The following is a 19,867-nucleotide window of genomic DNA, read 5'->3' as shown; positions in this document are numbered from 1 at the left end:
TCGATGAAGTCGACGGCGTAGTTGTCGTGCTCCTCGATGCCGGTGGCGACGGCGAAGATGTTGGGGTCGAAGATGATGTCTTCGGGCGGGAAGCCGACCTGGTCGACCAGGATGCGGTAGGCGCGCTCGCAGATCTCGTATTTGCGGTCAGCGGTGTCGGCCTGGCCGACCTCGTCGAAGGCCATGACCACCACGGCCGCGCCGTAGCGCAGGCAGGCCTTGGCTTGCTCGATGAACTTGGCCTCGCCTTCCTTCATCGAGATCGAGTTGACGATGCACTTGCCCTGGACGCACTTCAGGCCGGCCTCGATCACCTCCCACTTCGAGGAGTCGACCATGATCGGCACGCGTGCAATATCGGGCTCTGCCGCCAATAGGTTGAGGAAGGTCTTCATGGCCTGGACCGAGTCCAGCAGACCCTCATCCATGTTGATGTCGATGACCTGCGCCCCGGCCTCGACCTGCTGGCGCGCGACCGACAGCGCCGCGGCGTAGTCGCCCTCGACGATCAGCTTCTTGAACTTGGCCGAGCCGGTGACGTTGGTCCGTTCGCCGACATTGATGAAGACAGGTCGCATCGCAAATTCCCCGCCGAAGCGGGGACCCAAGCTGAATCAGGTTTGGCCGAAGCCGGGAAGTAACACAGTCCGCGGACGGACCTACGCCAACTCGAACGGCTCCAGGCCGGCCAGCCGCATCGCCTTGGGCCGCTCGGGCGGCTGGCGCGGCGTCAGGCCAGCGACGGCTTCAGCGACGTGGCGGATGTGGTCGGGCGTCGTGCCGCAGCAGCCGCCGAGAATGTTGACCAGCCCCTGCTCGGCCCACTCGTGCAGCTGGTGGCCGGTCTGGTGCGGTTGCTCGTCGTACTCGCCCATGGCGTTGGGCAGGCCGGCGTTCGGATAGGCCGAGACCAGGGTGTCGGCGACACGCGCCAGTTCGGCGATGTGCGGCCGCATCAGGTCGGCGCCCAGCGCGCAGTTCAGGCCGATGGCGAACGGCTTGGCGTGCTTCACCGAGTTCCAGAACGCCTCGACGGTCTGGCCCGACAGCGTGCGGCCCGAACGGTCGGTGATGGTGCCGGAAATCCAGATCGGCAGCGGCTCGTAGCCCTCGTCCTCAAGGTCGAGGATGGCCTTGATCGCGGCCTTGCAGTTGAGCGTGTCGGTGATGGTCTCGATCAAGTACATGTCCACGCCGCCGTCGTGCAGCGCGATCATCTGTTCACGATAAGCCTGGTAGACCTCGTCGAAGGTGACGAGCCGCGCGCCCGGATCGTTCACGTCCGACGACATCGACAGCATCTTCGGCAGCGGGCCGATCGAGCCGGCGACGAAGCGCGGCTTGTGCGGCTCCTTGACGGTCCAGGCGTCCGCGCGCTCGCGGGCGATCTTCGCGCCCAGGAAGTTGATGTCGTAGACCGCCTCGCCGCAATCGTACTCAGCCTGGGCGATGGTGGTAGCCGAGAAGGTGTTGGTCTCGGAAATGTCAGCGCCGGCGGCGTAATACTGGTCGTGCAGATCGCCGATGATGTCCGGCCGGGTGATGCAGAGCAGGTCGTTGTTGCCCTTCAGCTCCAGCTTGTGATCCGCGAAGCGCTCGCCGCGATAGTCGGCCTCGTCCAGTCCGCGCTTCTGGATCATCACGCCCCAAGAGCCGTCGAGGATGAGGATCCGCTCCTTAGCGATCTGCTTGAGCGCGGCGATACGGTCCTGACGGGTCATTTCGCGGCTTCCTGTTGTTTGGCGAGATCCTGGCGGAAGGCCTTCTCGCTGGCCGCCACGGTCGTCTGCAGCATGCCTGGATCAATAAAGGGATTGGGGCCGCCGGCCGCCAGCCTGGCCCGCTTGGCCGGCATGCCGAACTGCTCGGCGTGGGGGGCCAGGAAGACGTCGGCCTTGAGAGCGCCGAGCTTGGCGAAGCTCTGCTCGTAGTCGGCGACGATGCCCGGGTACTGCGGCCCCTTGGTCTTGGAGACCAGCCGATTGGCGGCGACCGAGGTGCTGCAATAGAGCACCGCCTCATGGCGCTGGCCGCCAATGGTCACCGGAAAGGTCCAGGTCGTGCAGCCGGCCGTATGGCCCGGCGTCACGTGCGCGGTCAGCGTCTCGCCGCCGAGCGTCTCCGTGTCGCCGTCCTTGAGCACGCGGTCGACCTTCACCGGCGCGAAGTCGAACGCCTTCACGTCTTCCGAGCCGATGTACTTACCGGTCTCCAGCGCCAGACGATCGCCGGCCGAGGCGGCGAGCTTCGCGCCGGTGTCGGCCTTGAGCTCGGCGAGACCGCCGGCATGATCGAAGTGGGCGTGGGTGTTCAGTAACACCTTCACGTCCGCCGGCTTGAAGCCCAGCTTGACGATGCTCGCCTCGATCGGCTTGGCGCTGGTCGGCATGGCGCCGTCGATCAGGATGTGGCCCTGCGGCGTGGTGATCAGGAACGCCGACAGGCCCGCCGTCCCCACGTAGTAGAGGTTGTCGGCGATCTGGAACGGTTCGGTCGGCTGGGTCCAGTTGGCCGGCGACTGAGCCTGCGCCGCGCTGGCGGAGGCAAGCAGGCCCAGTGCGAGGGCGAGACGCTTCATGCCGCTGCCTCGGCCGGTTCGGGCGGGGTTTCGCGCACGCCCAGCACCCGGCAGATCGCATAGACGAGGTCGGCGCGGTTCAGGGTGTAGAAGTGGAAGTCCGAATAGCCCTCTTCGGCCAGACGCACGCACATTTCCGAGGCCACCGAAGCGGCGATCAGCTTGCGGGTCTCCGGGTCCTTGTCGAGTCCGTCGAACAGGTTGCCCAGCCACGCCGGCAGCGGAATGCCCACCGGCCCGGCCATCTTCTTCAGGCCCTTGTAGTTCGACACCGGCATGATCCCCGGCGAGACCGGGATCGTGACCCCCGCCTTGCGCAGCTTGTCCATGAAGAACAGGTAGGCGTCGATGTCGTAGAAGAACTGGGTGATCGCGCGGGTCGCTCCGGCGTCGATCTTGGCCTTCAGCACGTCGATGTCGTGATCGATCGACGGGCTTTCCGGATGGATCTGCGGATAGAGGCTGACGCTGACCTCGAACGGGGCCACGGCCTTGATGCCGGCGGTCAGTTCGGTGGCGTTCAGATAGCCGTCCGCGCGGGGCACATAGACGCCGCCGATGTTGCCCGGCGGGTCGCCGCGGAGGGCGACGATGTGACGAATGCCGGCGTCCCAATAGGCCTGCACGACCTCGTCGACCTCGGCGCGCGAGGCTTCGACGCACGTCAGGTGAGCGGCAGGCTTTAGGGTCGTCTCCTTCAGCATCCTGACGACCGTGCGGTGCGTGCGGTCACGGGTGGAGCCGCCGGCGCCGTAGGTCACCGAGACGAAGGACGGATTCAGCGGCTCGAGCCGGCGGATCGCCTCCCACAGACTCTCTTCGGCCTCAGGCGTCTTGGGGGGCGAAAACTCGAACGACACGGACGGGCGACGCGCGTTTCCGGCGGCGGCGCGGGCGACGGGTCCGAGCGCAGTTTCATGAGGGCTCATGCGGCGCTCCTTTGCGACAGGCGGGCGCGCTCGGCGACCCAGATTTTCACGGTGAGCCCTTCAGTCCGGACGGGCGGCAACGCGCTCACGCGAACGTCGGACAGCCCCGCATCCTCCAGCCAACGCGCCATTTCAGGCTCGGCGAACCCGAGGCGGCGATGCTGATGCTGCTCGCGCAGGAACTCGAGGGTATGGGGGGCGAAGTCAATAATCAGCAGCCGGCCGCCCTCGGCGACCAAACGCGCGGCCTCGCGCACGGCGGCGGCGGGGTCGGCCAGATAGTGCAGCACCTGATGGACCACGACCAGATCAGCGCTCTGACCCGGCAGGCGCGTGCCGAAGATATCGCCGTGGCGCAGCTCGAACCCCTCCAGGCCGGCCTCGGCGACATGATTGCGCGCGATGTTCAGCATCTGTTGGGAGAGATCGAGGCCGATCGCCGCCTCGGCGTGCGGTCCGAGCAAGGTCAGCATCCGGCCGGTGCCAGAACCAAGGTCGACGAGGCGCTTGAACGGGCCGGGCCCGACGGCATCAAGAATCGCCGCCTCGACGGCGCTCTCGGAGACGTAAAGCGAGCGGATTTCGTCCCAACGGGCGGCGTTGCGCGCGAAATACTCGCCGGCTTCGGCCGAGCGTTCGCCACGCACGGCCTGCAGCCGCTCGGCGTCGCGGACAACGATCTCGTCGGTCGGATCGATCAGCCGCAGCGCCTGGTCGGCCAGGTGGCGCGCATCGCCTGAGGTCACCAGGCGGTAGAACACCCAGGCGCCGTCCGGGAACCGTTCGACCAGCCCGGCCTCCGCCAGTAGTTTCAGGTGGCGAGAAACCCGCGGCTGGCTCTGATCCAGCACCCGACAAAGCTCCAAGACCGCCAGCTCCTCGCCCGCCAGCAGCGCAAGGATGCGCAAGCGCGTCGGCTCGCCCGCCGCGCGCAAGATTTCCACCGCCTGACTCGTGGAGAGCGTCATGAGCACATAAAGATATCTTTATGTCTTTATGTCAAGGTGCGCACGGTCAGCGGATCACCCCGAGCGGCCGCTTGTAGCATGCCGCGGCGAGGCGCGGTTAGACCGCGCTCATAACCCGTTCTCCGGCGATGAACAGACGAACATTTTCGAGCGCCTGCCCAACCATCCGCGGAATGGAATCGACCGTCCCCCCGGCGCTATGCGGCGTCAGCACGGTGTTCGGAACGTCGGCCCAACGGGCGGCGGGTGTCGGCTCGGCCTCGAAGACGTCGAGCGCCGCCCGCCCCAGCCGCCCTTCCTTCAGGGCTGCGATCAGGGCGTCCTCGTCGACGATCGAACCGCGCGCGACGTTCACCAACATGCCGCGGGCGCCGAGCGCGTCGAGCACTTCGCGATCGACCGCCTTGCGGTTGGTTTCGTCGGCTCGGCAGGCGACGACCAGGATATCGCTGACCTGCGCCAGCGCCGTCAGGCTCTCGACGCGCGGCCATGCCGCTTCCGGCTTCTCGCGCGGCCCCCACCAGAGGACCTCCATGCCCATGGCCGCGCCGCGCACGGCCACCGCCTCGCCGATCGCGCCCAGGCCCATGACGCCGAGCTTGCGGCCGCGCAGCCCCGGCCGATTGCCGACCCGCGGATCGTCACGCCAGCCACCGCCGCGCACCACCGCGTCCCCGGCCACGATGTTGCGCCAGCCGGCGATCAGCAGGCCGATGGCGTGATCGGCGACGTCGTCCGCGCTGAGCCCCTTGGCGTGAGTGACCTCGACGCCACGCGCCCGGCACCACGGCACGTCGACGCCGTCGTAGCCGACGCTGACATTGGCGATGAGGCCCAGGCGCGGCAGGCTCTCGAGAAACTCGTGGCTCAGCGGAATTTCGCCGGCATGAACGATCGCCCGCACCTGCTCGGCCTGACCCAGGGTCAGTTCCCAGCGACGCGCCACATCGTAGCCCGCCGCCTCCAACGCCTGTTGCACCGGCGACAACATCTGGTGGGAAATCAGGACAAGCGGCTTGGCGGCGTCGGTCATGGGGTTCTCCGGGATATGGACGTCCTATAGCCAGGGTCCAGGGAGGCCGTCATGCGTCGCGTGGTGATCCTTGGCAATTCCGGCAGCGGCAAGTCTCGGCTGGGGCGCCGGCTGAGCTGCGCGCTCGACATTCCAGTCGTTCACCTCGACCCGCTCTACTATGGTCCCGGCTGGACCCACGGCGATCCGCTCGTGTTCCGCCAGCGCGTCAGCGCGGCGCTGGCCGGCGACGCCTGGATCGTCGACGGAAGCTTCCTGCCCTTGGTCGGCGACATCACCCTGCCCCGCGCGGAACTGATCGTCTGCCTGGAGCAGCCCAGCTGGCTGGCGATGACCCGAGCGCTCAGGCGATGCCTCAATCCCGCCGACGCCGGACGCGCCGACCTGCCGGCTGGCTGCCGCGACACGCTCAGCGGAGAGATGCTGGCGGACATCTGGAGCTACGATCGCCGCACCCGCCCCGAGATCGAGCGCTGGCTGGCGCAGCTTGCGCCGCCCGCGAACCTGCGCCGACTGAACGGCGACCGCGCGATGGAGACCTTCCTCGCGAGCCTGACGCCGTGAGCACTGCCTTCCAGCGGCTTTGGGCAGCGCAGGCGATCTCGGCCTTCGGCGCGCGCATCACCCGCGAGGGCCTGCCGATCATGGCTGTGATCACCCTCGGCGCGCAGGCCTCGACGCTGGGCCCGCTGGCCGCCGTCGCCAGCGGCGCGGCCCTGCTGGCGGCGATGGCCGGCGGACCGTTCGTGGATCGCGCCCGCCGCCGGCCGGTGCTGATCTGGGCCGACCTGCTGCGCGCGGCGTTGCTGGCCTCCATACCGCTCGCGGCCGTGCTCGGCGCACTCGACCTCCCGCAGGTGTTCGCGGTCGTGGCCCTGACCGGCGCAATCAGCGCGATCTTCGAAATGGCCAGCCACGCCTATCTTCCGACCCTGGTCGAACGCGGCGGGCTGGTTGCAGCCAACTCCCGCCTGGCGGCGACCGACGCGACGGCCGAAGTCGGAGGTCCCGCCCTGGCCGGACTGCTGTTCCAGTGGCTCAGCGCGCCGATCGCCGTGGCCGTCAACTCGGCGACCTATGTCGCTTCCGCCCTGTGGCTGGCGACGATCAGGGCGCCCGAGCCCGGCCCCGTCAAAGGCTTGCGGGAGCACTGGGTCCGCGAGTTCACGGCCGGCCTTCGCATCGCCTGGACCGACCGTCGCGTGCGGCCGCTGCTGGCCATGGCGTCGGCGCAGGGGTTGTTCGGCGGCGTGTTCAGCGCGCTCTATGTGCTCTTCGCCATCCGAACGCTCGGCCTCTCGCCATCGATGCTGGGACTGGCGATCGCGGCCGGCGGCGCGGGCGCGCTGGCCGGAGCCGCCCTCGCGCCGCGCCTGGCGCGACGGCTGGGCCACGGACCGGCGATCCTAACGGCGATGACCGGCGCAGGACTGGCCGTGCTGATCACGCCGTTCGCGCCTGCCAGTCCGACGGCCGGCCTGGCGACGCTTGTCGTCTCGCAGCTGGTCGGCGATGCGCTGGCGGTGGCTGGCGCCGTCCTAGCAGCCAGCCTGCGCCAGGCGCTGGTCCCGCAGGCCGCCCTCGGCCGCGTTTCGGGCGCCTTCCTGGCCGGCCCCGGCGCGATGGCCGTTGTCGGAGCCTTGGGTGGCGGGGCGCTGGGTGCGGCCATTGGACCGCGCGCCGCCCTGCTGATCGCTGCGCTCGGCTTCGTCGTCCTGCCGCTCATCGGGGCCCTGTCGCCGCTGCGCGATTTGCGCGAGATTGACGCGGTCGATTGACCTGAAGCCAAGCGCTACCGATCTAGAAGGGCGTCATGAGCGAACGCGTCCCCCACATGCCGGCGATTTTCGTCGGCCACGGCAGCCCGATGAACGCCCTCGGCGGCGACTATGCGCAAACCTGGCGCGACCTGGGCGACAGCCTGCCCCGTCCGAAGGCGATCCTGTGCGTCTCAGCGCACTGGTACGTGGAGGAGACGGCCATCACGGCGATGAGCCAGCCGCGGACGATCCACGACTTCTACGGCTTCCCCAAGCCGCTCTACGACATCCAGTATCCAGCGCCCGGCGACGCCTGGCTGGTCGATCGGGTCGGCGACCTGCTCGCGCCGACGCCCGTGCGGCGCGATCACGACTGGGGCCTGGATCACGGGACCTGGTCCGTGCTGCTGCACATGTTCCCGCAGGCCGACATTCCGGTGCTGCAACTCTCCATCGACCTGCGCCAGCCGCCGCAGTTCCACTACGACCTGGGGCGCAAGCTCGCCGAGCTGCGCGACGAAGGCGTGCTGATCGTCGGCTCGGGAGATTGGGTGCATAACCTGCGTCTGGCGATCCACGCCCAGAGCGCCACGCCGCTCGACTGGGCTGACCGCTTCAACGAGACCGTAAAAGGATTGATCGCGGCGCATGACCACGCGCCGCTGATCGATTGGATGAGCCTGGGCCAAGACGCCCGCCTGTCGATCCCGACCGACGAGCACTATCTGCCGCTGCTCTATGTGCTGGGCGCTCAGGGCCAGGACGACGAGGTGCGGTTCTTCAACGACGCCATCGACCTGGGCGCGATCAGCATGACCGGCGTGGTGGTCGGTCGCGCCGCCTAGGCGACGAAGATCGAGCCTGCGGACAAACTCGACGCCTGCACCCCGACCAGCACCACTTGCGCATCGCCGACCGTGACAACCGCATCGGCGCCTTGCTGAACGACGGTGTAGGTCGTGACGCCTCCCTCGATGCGGATCCGGTCGCCCTCCGCGGCCGAGAAGTCCGTTACCCGGTCGACGCCTGAGCCGGCGAAGATGTTGAAGGTGTCCGCGCCGGCCCCGCCGCTCAACGTGTCATTGCCCAGGTCGCCGGAAATCCAGTCGTCGCCGTCGCCGCCAAAGATCAGATCGCCGTCCTGCCCCCCGCGGATGGTGTCGTTGCCGGCGCCGCCTTCACAGGTGTCGGCGCCCATGTTGCCGAACACGAGGTCGTTTCCCAGGTCGCCGAACAGCAGGTCGTGGCCCTGGCCGCCGACCACCCAGTCGTCGCCCTGTCCGCCGCGGACCGTGTCGTTGCCTTGGTTGCCGTGCAGGTCGTCGAAGTCCTTGCCGCCCATCAGCAGGTCGTCGCCCTCCCCGCCCCGAATGAAATCCTGGCCTTCGTAGCCGGAGATGGTGTCGGCCCCGCCCTCGCCGAGCAGCCGGTCGGCGCCGATCGCACCATGCAGGATCTCGCCCGTCGCATCGCCGGTGATCTCGATCTTGAGCTTGGACGCCAGGTCGATCACTTCGAGGCCGGCGCCGAAGTCGAGCACCAGGCCGCGGCCGCCGGCGATGACGTCCATGTCGCCGTGCGGCGTGGCCTCGATGCCGTCGGCGGGCTTGGTCGCCGAGGTGACGTCGAACGAGCCGACCTGCTTCCAGGTCAATGTGTCGATGACCTGGACGCTCTTCAGCGGGCCTTGCCACAGAAAGAGCTGATGGCCGCCATCGTTGAACTCGGCGCCGACCACCGAGCCGCCGACGGTGAAGCTCGTGAGGTCAGCGACCAGTTTGAGCTGCAAGTCGAAGATGAAGACGTTGTCGCGCAAGACGTCGGAAACGAGTCCCGCGGCCGTACTGATGTCGCCCTTGCCGGCGTTGAACCCATTGGCGCCGACTTCGCGCACGTTCGTCTCTGCAATGAACACGTTCGAGACGGTGTCGTAGATCCTGAGGGGTGCGTTGCCGATTTTGCCCTCTTCAAAGAGGATGTAGCGGCGGTCCTCAGACGCGGCGACGAAGCTGTGATTGACGACGTCGCCGGTCGACCCTGGAAACTGCTTGAATTCGGGCGTCGCGGCGTCGACCTGGAACTTGCGCAGCTTGACCCAGGCCGAGCCGGAATAGTTCGTGGTGATCAGCGCCTCGTTGTCGGCCCCGATCGCCAGATCGTTGACGCCGCGCTCGCCCCCGTCGGTCAGCGTGACCTGGAACTTCTCGACAGTCCCGGCGGCCAGATTCACCCGCGCCACCTCGGCGGCGTAGAGGGGCCCGGAGCTGTTCCCCGTCGACACGACGTCGCCATTGCCCACCAGCAGGTAACCGTCGCCGACGGTGATATCGAGGCTGCTGGGGGCGCCGCCCACCTGAAACGAGCCGGTGAACTGGTCGGAGTCCAGGCTCCACGTCCGCACGAGGCCCCCCGCGCCGGTCATGTGGATGGCGTTGCGCGAGGCGTCATACGCCCAGCCGGTGAGATTGGCGAAGTTGATGGTCGCGGACAGTGACATGGGGGCACCAAATAGAAGCGACGCCCCCCTCGCGGGAGGCGTCGCAAAGACGCACACAACTGGCCGGTGGGCCTAGCGCGTGAACTTCTGGAACTTGATCCGATGCGGGATCAGGCTGTCGGCGCCCAGGCGGCGCTTCTTGTCTTCCTCGTAGGCTTCGAAGTTGCCTTCGAACCACTCGACATGGCTGTCGCCCTCGAAGGCGAGGATGTGGGTGGCGAGGCGATCCAGGAACCAGCGGTCGTGGGAGATGACCACGGCGCAGCCGGCGAATTCCTCCAGCGCCTCTTCGAGGTTCTGCAGGGTCTCGATGTCCAGGTCGTTGGTCGGTTCGTCGAGCAGGATGACGTTGCCGCCGGTGGTCAGGGTCTTGGCCAGGTGGACGCGGTTGCGTTCACCGCCCGACAGCAGGCCGACCTTCTTCTGCTGGTCGCCGCCCTTGAAGTTGAACGAGCCCACATAGGAGCGCGTATTGATCTCGCGCTTGCCGACCGTGAGGATGTCCAGCCCTTGGGACACTTCCTGCCAGATGGTCTTGTTGGGATCGAGCGCGTCGCGGCTCTGGTCGACATAGGAGAGCTTCACCGTCTCGCCGAGACGGAAGGTCCCGCTGTCGGGTTGCTCCTGGCCGGTGATGATCCGGAACAGGGTCGACTTGCCGGCGCCGTTCGGGCCGATGACGCCGACGATGCCGTTCGGCGGCAAGCTGAACGAGAGGTTCTCGAACAGCACCTTGTCGCCGTAGGCCTTCGATAGATTGTTGGCCTCGATGACCACGTTGCCCAGGCGCGGGCCCGGCGGGATCTGGATGGTCGAGAAGGTCTGCGCCTGACGCGAGCTCTCCTGTTCGCGCACCATGTCCTCGTAGGCGGCCAGACGGGCCTTGGACTTGGCCTGGCGGGCCTTGGCGCCCGAGCGGACCCATTCCAGTTCGCGGGTCATCGCGCGCTGGCGAGCTTCGGATTCCGACTGCTCCTGGACGATCCGCTTGGTCTTGGCTTCCAGCCAGCTGGAGTAGTTGCCTTCGTGCGGGTGGCCCTTGCCGCGGTCGAGCTCCAGCGTCCACTTGGTGACCTGGTCCAGGAAGTAGCGGTCGTGGGTGACGAGGATCACGCAGCCCGGGAAGGCCTCGAGGTGATGCTGCAGCCAGGCCACGGACTCGGCGTCCAGGTGGTTGGTCGGCTCGTCGAGCAGCAGCATGTCCGGCTTGGACAGCAGCAGGCGGGCCAGCGCCACGCGGCGCTTTTCACCACCCGACAGCTTGTCCACCGGCCAGTCGTTCGGCGGGCAGCGCAGGGCGTCCATGGCCATCTCGACGCGGCTGTCGATGTCCCACAGATCGCCAGCGTCGATCTTCTCCTGGAGGGCGGTCATCTCCTCCATGAGTTCGTCGGAGTAGTCCTCGCCCAGCTTGGCGGCGATTTCGTTGTAGCGGTCGAAGATCTTCTTCTCTTCGCACCAGGCGATGACGTTGCCCCAGACGTTCAGCTGTTCGTCAAGGTGCGGCTCCTGTTGCAGGTAGCCCATCTTCACGCCGTCGGCCGCCTTGGCCTCGCCGTTAAATTCCTTGTCGATCCCGGCCATGATCTTCAGCAGGGTCGACTTGCCCGAGCCGTTCACTCCGACGACGCCGATCTTGGCGTCCGAGTAGAACGACAGCCAGATGTTCTCGAACACCTTCTTGCCGCCGGGATAGGCCTTGGTCAGGCCCTGCATCTGGAAAATATATTGCTGCGCCATGAGGCGTCCGCGCTCGCTCTGCCGAAAAGATCAGGGAATTCGGTGAGGGAGATAGCCGCCGCGGGCGCTAGGCGCAATGAGCGGGACTCTCGCCGCACTCGAGCGCCGTGAGAAATACGCCGCCCGCCCCGAGCAGGAAAAGAGGCGGGCGGCGGAGCCGCGGCTATTTCGCGGCGAGTTCTCCGTCGGCCCGGCTGTCGTCAGCCAGGCGATTGCAGGCGGCGACGTTGCGCTCGGTCATCACGCGGCCGCGGCTGTTGTAGGCGGCCAGCGGACCGATGGCGGTGGAAACCTTGCGGCACTCCTTCATCAGCGAATCGAGGCCGGCGCGGCGTTCGGAAACGCCCTTGCAGGTGTCGCCTTCGCAGGTCCACTCGATGTCGCCGACCACGGTCTTGGTCGGGGTCGAGACCGGGCTCTGGAGCTTGGCGTTGGCCGCGTAGCCGGCGGCGGAGGCCGGGGCGGCGATCAGCAGGGCCGCTGCGGCGGCCAGGATGGGGAGGGCTTGAAATTGCATGTTGCGTCCTGACGACGTAGAAAAGGCACGATCGGTCACTAACGCCAAAAGAGCACGATCGGTCACTTTTTGTCAAGCGGCGGGAGGCCGGACTTGCGCAAGGGCGACGCCACACGGGCGAGGATCCTGGATGAGACGGCGCGCCAGGCTGCGCTCAAAGGCTTTGGCGCGGTCAGCCTGAACGACGTGGCCGAGGCCGTCGGCCTTTCGAAGAGCGGCCTCTTCAAGCATTTCGAATCCAAGGAGGCGATGGAGCTGGTCGCCCTGGAGCAGGAGTTCGACCGCTTCGTCGAGTTCGTCTGGACACCGGCCGAGGCGCTGCCGCCGGGTCGAGCCCGGCTAGAGAAGATCTTCGAGGGCTGGCTGGACTGGTCCGAGGTGGAGCGCGCGGCCGGCGGTTGCCTGATCATGGCCGCCAGCATCGAGCTCGACGACCAGCCCGGGCCGCTGCGCGACCTGCTGCAGAAGCGGGTCCGGCAATGGCGGCGCACCCTGGCCCGCGAGATGCAGGCGTTACGCGACCCTCCCCTGCCCGACGACGAGGTCGCCATGGCCGTGTTCCAGATGAAGAGTTACGTGCTCGGCCACAACGACGCGCGGCGGATGCTGGAAGACGCCAGCGCTCGCAAGGCCGCGCGGGCGGCTTTCGGCGCCCTCCTCGACCGCCTCGGCCACGGCTAAGGTCGGGAACCCTCGCGGCCGCCCCGCGTAGTCCTTCGCACGCGTTGTAAGGAGTACGTGATGCACAAGGACCAGATCAAAGGCTCCGCCAAGGAAGCCGCCGGCTCCATCAAGCAGGCCGCCGGCAAGGCGACCGGGAACCGCAAACTCGAGGCCGAGGGCGCCGTTGAGAAGACTGAAGGCAAGATTCAGAAGGGTGTCGGCGACATCAAGGACGCCGCGCGCGACGCGCTGAAGCACTAGCAGCGCCCGACAACGAAAGGAGGCCGCGCCCGACGGGCGCGGCCTTTCTCATGCGTGGCGGGAGCGTCTGGCTAGAAGTCGACCTTCACCGACAGCCACAGGCGCCGTGGCTCCTGGTTGTTGGTGTACTCGGCGCCATAGGCGACCGGCGAGCCATAGGGCAGCAGGCGCACGAAGTCCTTGTCGAGCAGGTTGTAGATCGTGGCGTTAACCGTCACGCGCTCGGTCACCTGGAACGATCCGCCGACGTGGAACAGGCTGTAGGCCTTGAAGTCGCCGAGCGCGGCTCGCGCCGGGGCGTCGCTGCGGAACCGCTCGCTGCGGTACTCGCCGCGCAGCCAGGCGGTCAGCCGGCCGGTAGCGTTCCAGCGCAGGTCGGCGTTGGCCATGTGCTCGGGCGTGTCGGTCAGCTTCTGGCCGGCCGAGGCCCCGCTTTTCTGCTCGCTGTCGGTGTAGGTGTAGTTGGCGTTGAGGGTCCAGGCGTCCAGGAACCGCAGACGCATGGCGGTCTCGACGCCGCGGGTGATCGCCTCGTCGATGTTCACGCTCTGACCGAAGGTCGGATAGCCGGGGAAGAAGCCGACATCGACGCAGCCCGCCGGGCGACCCGCTCCCGAATTGTACTGGGCCTGGGTCATCCCAGCACTGCAGTTGCTGACCGGGACGCCGGTGGCGATCTTGTCCTTGAACTGGTTGTCGAAGACCGTGAGGTTCGCCGAGAAGCCCTGCAGATTGTCGTAGTAGACGCCGATCTCGCTGCTGGTGCTGGTCTCCGGCGTCAGGGTCGGGGTGCCCAGCAGCGGCAGACGACCCTGTGCGCCGAAGCCGTTAATGCCGCTGGCCAACTGCTCGAGGCGCGGGGTCTTGAAGCCCTGGCTGACGCCGCCCTTCAGCGTCCAGTGCTCATTGGGGTTCCAGACCAGATAGGCGCGCGGACTGAAGTGCCCGCCGAACTTGCTGTGGTCGTCATGTCGCGCGCCGACGGTCAGGGCGAGGGTCTCGGTGAAGCGCCACTCGTCTTCCGCGTAGATCGCCCATTGCTGGTGCTCGAAGGCGCCGGGAGCGACGCCGTCGATCATCTCGGCGTCCCAGTACTGGCCGCCCACGGTGAAGGTGTGGTTGCGCCATTGCGAGTAGAACTTGGTGTCGAAAATGGTGTTGGTCGACTCCAGCGTCCGGGGGCCGCCGGCGCCGCGGACGCCGTTGGGAATGATCCGCCCCTTGGTCTCGGTGATGCCGCGCGAGAGGTTGCTTTCCAGCACCCCGAACGGCAGGCGCCAATTGTGCGCCAGGGCGTACTGCTGGCGATTGAACTCCAGGGCGTCGCCGTAGCCGCCGGCCACGGTATTGGTGCCCATCTGGCCCTTGGAGTTGTCGTACCACTGGGTTCCGACGTCGGCGTCCAGCCAGAAGTCCATGTCGTCGGTCGGCGTCCAGCTCAGCCGCGCGCCGTAGCCGCGGATCTCGCTCTTGGTCGGGCTGCGGCCGAAACCGGCGACCGGCAGGTCCTGGCCGTTCACGCTGGTGAAGGTCAGGCTCGAGGCCTGACGGTCGACGAACGAGCCGCGTAGCGTCAGGCCGAGCATGCCCGGGACCAGCGGGCCGCTGGCGTAGACGTTGCCGCCATAGAGATCGCCGAACTCGTCGTCGCTCTGGATCGTGCCGTCCAGGGTGACCGAGCCGCCCCAGGTCTCGCCGACCTTGCGGGTGATGATGTTGACGACGCCGCCCATGGCGTCCGAGCCGTAGAGCGTCGAGACCGGCCCGCGCACCACCTCGATGCGCTCGATTGCGCTGACCGGCGGCAGGAAGCTGGTCGAGGTCTCGCCAAAGCCGTTCGGCGTCACGCTGCCGGCGGTGTTTTGACGGCGACCGTCGACGAGGATCAGCGTGTAATCGCTGCCCATGCCGCGGATGTTGATGTTGAGGCCCCCGGTCTTGCCGACCGCACCCCCAACGTCGACGCCTTCCACGGTCGAAAGCACTTCGGCCAGATTGGTCGCCCGCATCTGCTGAAGCTCGGTGCGGGAGATGACGGTCACGCTCGCCGGCGCATCGACAATCTTTTGCTCGAAGCCGGCGGCGGTGACGACAACGCCTTCGACGTCATTGGCGTCGCTGGCCGCACTCTCAACGCTGACTGCACGGGCGGCTGGGGCCTTGCGCCGATCTTCGGTCTCGACCTCCGCAAAAGCGGCTCCGCCCGAAAAGGCGAGGCAAACGCCCGCGCTGGTCCTCATCAGGGCACGGGTAATCGGCGCTAACAAAGCTATCCCCTACACTTAAGCTACATGCGATTTAGTCGCACTAACACGCTCAAGCTCAGATGCAATCGCTCCTGCGACCCATTCGCATCAATCTGACGCGGTTGTGATGCCTCGCCTGCGTCGTGATGACGCCGACATTTCGCCGCAGCCAGCGCGCCAAGCTGGGCCATGGAGCTATCGAGAGGTTCGCCATGACAGTGCAGAAGATGTTGCGTAGCGCCTCCGTCACCAGTCTGGCGGCGCTGACCGCGCTCTCCGCCCCCACCGCGCCGCTGGCCCAGCCGGCCGTCCGCGACGGCGCGCCAACGGCGGCCGCCTGCGAGGCGCTGGGCTTTTCACCACAGCCGACGGGGTATGGCGGCGGGCTCCCTCGCCATGCCTATCGCGCCGCGCCGATGCCCGCCCCGCCGCCTATGCCCTCGCCTCGCGCGGCCGAGGCGCTTCCGCAGATCCCGCCGCTGCCGGTTCCACCGGTCCAACACCGGATCGCGCCGCCCGAGTCCCCGCCAAGCCGCCCGCTCGTCGTCACCGGATCGGCGGTCCGCCCGCACGTCGACACCGAGCGCTATCCCGGCGCCCAGTCCAATCCGATCAAGCGCGTGGCCGAGGAGCCGGTCTCCACCTTCTCGGTCGACGTGGACACCGCCTCCTACGCCAATGTGCGGCGGTTCCTGAACGACGGCTCGCGGCCGCCGAGCGACGCTGTCCGCGTCGAGGAGATGATCAACTACTTCGACTACGGCTACGCACAGCCGGCCGACCGCGCCACGCCGTTCCGGCCCTATGTGGCCGTCACCCCCTCGCCCTGGGCGAAGGAGCGGCGGATCGTCCACATCGGACTGCAGGGCTATGATCTGCCGCGCAAGGCCGAGCCGCCGCTTAACCTGGTGTTCCTGGTCGACACCTCCGGCTCGATGTGGAGCGAGGACCGGCTGCCATTGGCGATCAAGTCGCTGAACCTGCTGGTCGACCAGTTGCGGCCGCAGGATCGCGTGGCCATCGTCGCCTACGCCGGTTCGGCCGGCGCGGTGCTTTCCCCAACCGACGGTCGCAACAAGCTGAAGGTGCGCTGCGCGCTCGGCGCCATGCGGGCCGGCGGCTCCACGGCCGGCGGCGAGGGCCTGAAGCTCGCCTATGATCTCGCCCGTCAGAACTTCGATCCGAAATCGGTCAACCGTGTGATCCTGATGACCGACGGCGACTTCAACGTCGGGGTCGCCGACCCGACCAAGCTCAAGGATCTGGTCGCCGCCAAGCGCAAGGAAGGGACTTATCTCTCGGTCTACGGCTTCGGTCGCGGCAACTACAACGACGTGATGATGCAGACCCTGGCCCAGAACGGAAACGGCACGGCGGCCTACATCGACACCCTCAACGAGGCGCGCAAGCTGCTGCGCGACGACTTCGCCCGTTCCCTGTTCCCGATCGCCGACGACGTGAAGATCCAGGTCGAGTTCAATCCGGCCGCCGTCAGCGAGTACCGGCTGATCGGCTATGAGACGCGGATGCTGCAGCGAGAGGACTTCAACAATGATCAGGTCGACGCTGGCGAGGTCGGGTCCCGCGCCTCGGTGACGGCGCTCTACGAGATCACACCGGCCGGCGCGCGCGGCTCGAGCGATCCCCTGCGCTACAGTTCGGCGCGGCCGTCGGCGGCGCCGAGCGCAGCGAGCGAGCTGGCGTTCTTGAAGGTCCGCTACAAGCTGCCCGGAGGCGCGGTCTCAAACCTGATCGAGCGGCCGATCGGGGCCCGCGACGCCTATCCGACCGTTCAGGCCGCGCCCGAGGCGACCCGCTGGGCGCTGGCCGTCGCCGCCTTCGGGCAGATGCTCAAGGCTGACCCGCGCGTCGACGCTGCCTACGGTTGGAGCGACGTCAGCGCCCTGGCGCAGGGCGCCCGCGGGGATGACCCCTATGGGATCCGAGCCGAGTTCGTGCAGCTGGTCCGCGCCGCTGGGGAGAGCCAACCGCGCGCTGACTGACCTGCCGCGCGCAGGCCCGCCGCCAGATGGCGCGGGTCTGCGCCAGTTCGCCTGACGCGCGAAAACTGTAAGAAACCAAATCCCTCGCCCGTTCGTTAGCCCTGGGTCCAAACAAGAGGGAGGCGGCGAGTGTTCGACGTCACCGACTCGCGCTCTGAGAATCTGATACGACTAGACCCGATTGAAGCTCCGCATTTTGGTGCTCCGGGTCGCATGGGTTTCCACCTTATCGACACCACCATGATGTACGCGCCGCGTTCGGGCGGCGTGAAACGCTACCTGCATCAAAAGCGCGACTGGCTGGGCAAACGTCGCCCCGACATCAGCCACACCCTGGTCGTGCCTGGTCCGACCACGGGCCTGGCGGCCCACGGCATCGTCAGCGTCGCGGCCGCCCGACTACCGTTCGGCGACGGCTACCGGATGCCCGCCTCGACCACGAAGTGGGAAACCGTGATCCGGATGCTGGAGCCCGATATCATCGAAGCCGGCGACATGTTCGTCCCCGGTCATGCGGCGCTGGACGCCGGCGAGGCCCTGGGCGTGCCGGTGGTCGGCTTCTGCCATACGGACGCCGCCGCCCTGGCCGCCCTGCACTTCGGCGAATGGGCCGAGGCCCCGGCGATGAAGCACTGGGCGGCGACCTTCCAACGCTTCGACCGCGTCGTCGCCCCCAGCCGCCACATCGCCCAGCGGCTGTCTGAGGCCGGGGTCGAGAAGGTCAGCGTGCAGATGCTGGGCGTCGACACCGATCTGTTCCACCCCGGCCGGGCCGACAGCGACCGTCTGAAGAAGCGCCTCGGCTTGCCGGCGGATGCGCGGCTACTGGTGTTCGCCGGACGTCCGGCGCGCGAGAAGAACATCGAGAGCCTGATCTGCGCGGTCGAGCGCCTCGGCGCGCCCTACTACCTGCTGCTGGTCGGCGCCGCCAAGGACGCCCACTATTCGCCGCGGGTGATCCCGATGGGCTATGAGCGCGACCCGGTGAAACTGGCCGGGGTGATCGCCAGCTGCGACGCCCTGGTGCACGCCAACGAGAACGAACCCTTCGGCCTGGTGGTGCTGGAGGCTCTGGCCGCCGGCCTGCCGGTGGTCGGCCCCTCGCGCGGCGGCATCTCCGAACTGATTGACGAACACGTCGGCCAGCGCGCCGCCAGCGTCGATCCGGCCGGCATGGCCGAGGCGATCGAGGCGCTGTTCGCCCGCGACCTCGGCCACGTGAAGCGCGCCGCGCGACGCCGCGCCGAGCAGCGCCACCGCTGGGACAACACTTTCGAGGGCCTGACCAGGCTCTATGGCGAGCTGGTCGCGCAGCGCAGCGCCGTCGAGATCGTCCCCATGCGGGCCTGATCGCCGGCCCAAAAAGAAAGGCTCCCCTCGCGGGGAGCCTTCAAGGCCGGAACGCCTCCCAACTCGTCGGCGTCCAGTTCCTAGCGACCGGTGGGCATGTCCTTGAACGGCACGTCCTTGTCGACGCGGATGTCCCCGGGCAGGCCCAGCACCCGCTCGGCGATGATGTTGCGCAGGATCTCGTCGGTGCCGCCGGCGATCCGCAAGCCCGGCGCGAACATCAGCGACCAGTGGAACGCGGCGTCCAGCGGAGCCAGTTCGCCGTCATTGATGATCCCGTACTGGTCGAGCATCTCGACCGCGGTGTTGGCGAGTTCCTGCATCTGCACGGCCGAGATGATCTTACCGATCGAGCTTTCCGGCCCCGGGGTCTGACCGCGCGACAGAGCGGTCATGGTTCGGTTGCGGGTGTGCTTCAGACCCTCCGCCTGGACGTACCAGTCGGCCAGCTTCTCACGCAGCGACTGATCCTGCAGCGCCGAGGCGCCGTCCAGGCCCGGCGTCTTGCGCGCCGTTTCCATGAACTGGCTCCAGCCCGCGCCAGTGGCGCCGCCGACCGCCAGGCGCTCGTTCATCAGGGTGACCAGGCTGACCTTCCAGCCGTCGCCCTCGGCGCCGAGCCGCTGGCTGTCCTTGACCCGCACGTTGGTGAAGAACACCTCGTTGAAGCCCGACCCGCCCGACATCTGGTGGATTGGCTTGACCTCGACCCCCGGATCCTTGAGGTCGAGCCAGAACATCGTCAGGCCCTTGTGCTTCGGCACGTCCGGATTTGTCCGAACGATTACAATGCCGTAGTCGGAAAACTGGGCGCCGGTCGTCCACACCTTCTGGCCGTTTATCACCCAGTCGCCCGAGCCGTCGTCGACCCGTTCGGCCTTGGTGCGCGAGGCCGCGACGTCCGAACCGCCGGACGGCTCGGAGAAGAGCTGGCTCCAGATTTCCTCGCCGCGCAGGGCCGGCCCGACGAAGCGCTTCTTGGTCGCCTCGTCGGCGAAGGTCATCACCGTGGGCACGCACATGCCCAGGCCGATCTGGAACGGGTTGCCCGGAATCGGGTGCTTGGCTTCTTCCTGGTTGAAGATCACCTGCTGCACCGGCGTCCCGCCCTGCCCGCCCCATTCCTTGGGCCAGGTGATGCAGGCATAGCCGGCCGCAGCCTTCTTGGCCTGCCAGGCCTTGGAAGCGGCCATGCCGTCACCGGCCTCGGGATCGGCAGAACCTTCGCGCGCCTTGGGGGCGTTGGCCTCGAGCCAATCGCGGACCTGCTTGCGGTAGGCGGCTTCTTCGGGAGTGTCGTTGAAATCCATGATCCTGCTCTC

The 19,867-nt window shown here is 67.6% G+C and carries 18 protein-coding genes; 7 read left to right on the top strand and 11 right to left on the bottom strand.

What is annotated here, in order from left to right:
* The 6 genes from C0481_RS19430 to C0481_RS19405 form a co-directional block, all read right to left on the bottom strand.
* The coding region (locus C0481_RS19430; protein ID WP_293406912.1) for a dihydropteroate synthase at positions 1 to 578 on the bottom strand (578 nt) is incomplete at its 3' end.
* Between the two features lie 81 nt (positions 579 to 659).
* On the bottom strand, positions 660 to 1,721 hold the full coding sequence (locus tag C0481_RS19425) for a homocysteine S-methyltransferase family protein (RefSeq protein ID WP_293406910.1): 1,062 nt from the start codon (positions 1,719 to 1,721) through the stop codon (positions 660 to 662).
* Positions 1,718 to 2,578, bottom strand: a complete 861-nt coding sequence (bla, locus tag C0481_RS19420) for a subclass B3 metallo-beta-lactamase (protein ID WP_293406908.1) — start codon at positions 2,576 to 2,578, stop codon at positions 1,718 to 1,720. Before bla ends, C0481_RS19425 begins: the two co-directional genes overlap by 4 nt.
* Positions 2,575 to 3,507, bottom strand: coding sequence for a methylenetetrahydrofolate reductase [NAD(P)H] (gene metF, locus C0481_RS19415; RefSeq protein ID WP_293406906.1), 933 nt, complete (start codon positions 3,505 to 3,507; stop codon positions 2,575 to 2,577). The genes bla and metF overlap by 4 nt, the downstream gene beginning before the upstream one ends.
* Entirely contained in the window at positions 3,504 to 4,475 is a 972-nt protein-coding gene (locus tag C0481_RS19410; RefSeq protein WP_293406922.1) for a metalloregulator ArsR/SmtB family transcription factor, read from the bottom strand. The genes metF and C0481_RS19410 overlap by 4 nt, the downstream gene beginning before the upstream one ends.
* A 97-nt stretch (positions 4,476 to 4,572) precedes the next feature.
* The gene (locus tag C0481_RS19405; RefSeq protein ID WP_293406904.1) at positions 4,573 to 5,508 is read right to left on the bottom strand and encodes a 2-hydroxyacid dehydrogenase; all 936 of its coding nucleotides are present in this window, start codon (positions 5,506 to 5,508) and stop codon (positions 4,573 to 4,575) included.
* Between the two features lie 51 nt (positions 5,509 to 5,559).
* Between C0481_RS19405 and C0481_RS19400 the strand changes: the two genes are divergently transcribed.
* Genes C0481_RS19400 through ygiD form a run of 3 tightly spaced genes read left to right on the top strand, consistent with a single transcriptional unit; the run spans position 5,560 to position 8,113 of the window.
* Positions 5,560 to 6,072, top strand: a complete 513-nt coding sequence (locus C0481_RS19400) for a hypothetical protein (protein ID WP_293406902.1) — start codon at positions 5,560 to 5,562, stop codon at positions 6,070 to 6,072.
* Positions 6,069 to 7,286 carry an MFS transporter gene (locus C0481_RS19395; RefSeq protein WP_293406900.1) on the top strand — a complete coding sequence of 406 codons (1,218 nt, stop codon included), beginning with the start codon at positions 6,069 to 6,071 and terminating at the stop codon, positions 7,284 to 7,286. Before C0481_RS19400 ends, C0481_RS19395 begins: the two co-directional genes overlap by 4 nt.
* A 35-nt stretch (positions 7,287 to 7,321) precedes the next feature.
* Positions 7,322 to 8,113 carry a 4,5-DOPA dioxygenase extradiol gene (gene ygiD / locus C0481_RS19390; RefSeq protein ID WP_293406898.1) on the top strand — a complete coding sequence of 264 codons (792 nt, stop codon included), beginning with the start codon at positions 7,322 to 7,324 and terminating at the stop codon, positions 8,111 to 8,113.
* Here ygiD and C0481_RS19385 read toward each other — a convergent pair.
* The 3 genes from C0481_RS19385 to C0481_RS19375 all read right to left on the bottom strand — a co-directional run bounded on the left by C0481_RS19385 (position 8,110) and on the right by C0481_RS19375 (position 12,022).
* A complete protein-coding gene (locus C0481_RS19385; protein WP_293406896.1) occupies positions 8,110 to 9,765 on the bottom strand; it encodes a calcium-binding protein in 1,656 nt (551 codons plus the stop codon). The genes ygiD and C0481_RS19385 overlap by 4 nt on opposite strands.
* A gap of 72 nt (positions 9,766 to 9,837) precedes the next feature.
* Positions 9,838 to 11,505: an energy-dependent translational throttle protein EttA gene (gene ettA, locus C0481_RS19380; protein WP_293406894.1), complete on the bottom strand. Its 1,668-nt coding sequence runs from the start codon at positions 11,503 to 11,505 to the stop codon at positions 9,838 to 9,840.
* Between the two features lie 163 nt (positions 11,506 to 11,668).
* Positions 11,669 to 12,022, bottom strand: a complete 354-nt coding sequence (locus tag C0481_RS19375; protein WP_293406892.1) for a hypothetical protein — start codon at positions 12,020 to 12,022, stop codon at positions 11,669 to 11,671.
* Between the two features lie 93 nt (positions 12,023 to 12,115).
* Here C0481_RS19375 and C0481_RS19370 point away from each other — a divergent pair, with 93 nt between their 5' ends.
* Both C0481_RS19370 and C0481_RS19365 read left to right on the top strand, forming a co-directional pair.
* Positions 12,116 to 12,703 carry a TetR/AcrR family transcriptional regulator gene (locus C0481_RS19370; protein ID WP_293406889.1) on the top strand — a complete coding sequence of 196 codons (588 nt, stop codon included), beginning with the start codon at positions 12,116 to 12,118 and terminating at the stop codon, positions 12,701 to 12,703.
* 60 nt (positions 12,704 to 12,763) lie between these two features.
* Positions 12,764 to 12,946 carry a CsbD family protein gene (locus C0481_RS19365; RefSeq protein ID WP_293406887.1) on the top strand — a complete coding sequence of 61 codons (183 nt, stop codon included), beginning with the start codon at positions 12,764 to 12,766 and terminating at the stop codon, positions 12,944 to 12,946.
* A 71-nt stretch (positions 12,947 to 13,017) separates the two neighbouring features.
* Here C0481_RS19365 and C0481_RS19360 read toward each other — a convergent pair whose 3' ends face one another.
* Positions 13,018 to 15,186, bottom strand: a complete 2,169-nt coding sequence (locus C0481_RS19360) for a TonB-dependent receptor (RefSeq protein ID WP_293406885.1) — start codon at positions 15,184 to 15,186, stop codon at positions 13,018 to 13,020.
* A gap of 218 nt (positions 15,187 to 15,404) precedes the next feature.
* Here C0481_RS19360 and C0481_RS19355 point away from each other — a divergent pair, with 218 nt between their 5' ends.
* Positions 15,405 to 17,195 carry a VWA domain-containing protein gene (locus tag C0481_RS19355; protein ID WP_293406883.1) on the top strand — a complete coding sequence of 597 codons (1,791 nt, stop codon included), beginning with the start codon at positions 15,405 to 15,407 and terminating at the stop codon, positions 17,193 to 17,195.
* Positions 17,196 to 17,408: 213 nt separating this feature from the next.
* Positions 17,409 to 18,545, top strand: a complete 1,137-nt coding sequence (locus tag C0481_RS19350; RefSeq protein WP_293406881.1) for a glycosyltransferase — start codon at positions 17,409 to 17,411, stop codon at positions 18,543 to 18,545.
* A gap of 80 nt (positions 18,546 to 18,625) precedes the next feature.
* On the opposite strand, the gene C0481_RS19345 is transcribed toward C0481_RS19350, so the two are convergent.
* Positions 18,626 to 19,855 (bottom strand): acyl-CoA dehydrogenase family protein, encoded by a 1,230-nt coding sequence (locus C0481_RS19345; RefSeq protein WP_293406879.1) that lies wholly within the window; start codon positions 19,853 to 19,855, stop codon positions 18,626 to 18,628.
* Between the last annotated feature and the right edge of the window lie 12 nt (positions 19,856 to 19,867).

The organism is Phenylobacterium sp. (assembly GCF_013822795.1).
Taxonomy (GTDB): domain Bacteria; phylum Pseudomonadota; class Alphaproteobacteria; order Caulobacterales; family Caulobacteraceae; genus Phenylobacterium.
Note: the sequence above shows the minus strand (reverse complement) of the source record. Positions and strands in the feature narration are given on the sequence as shown.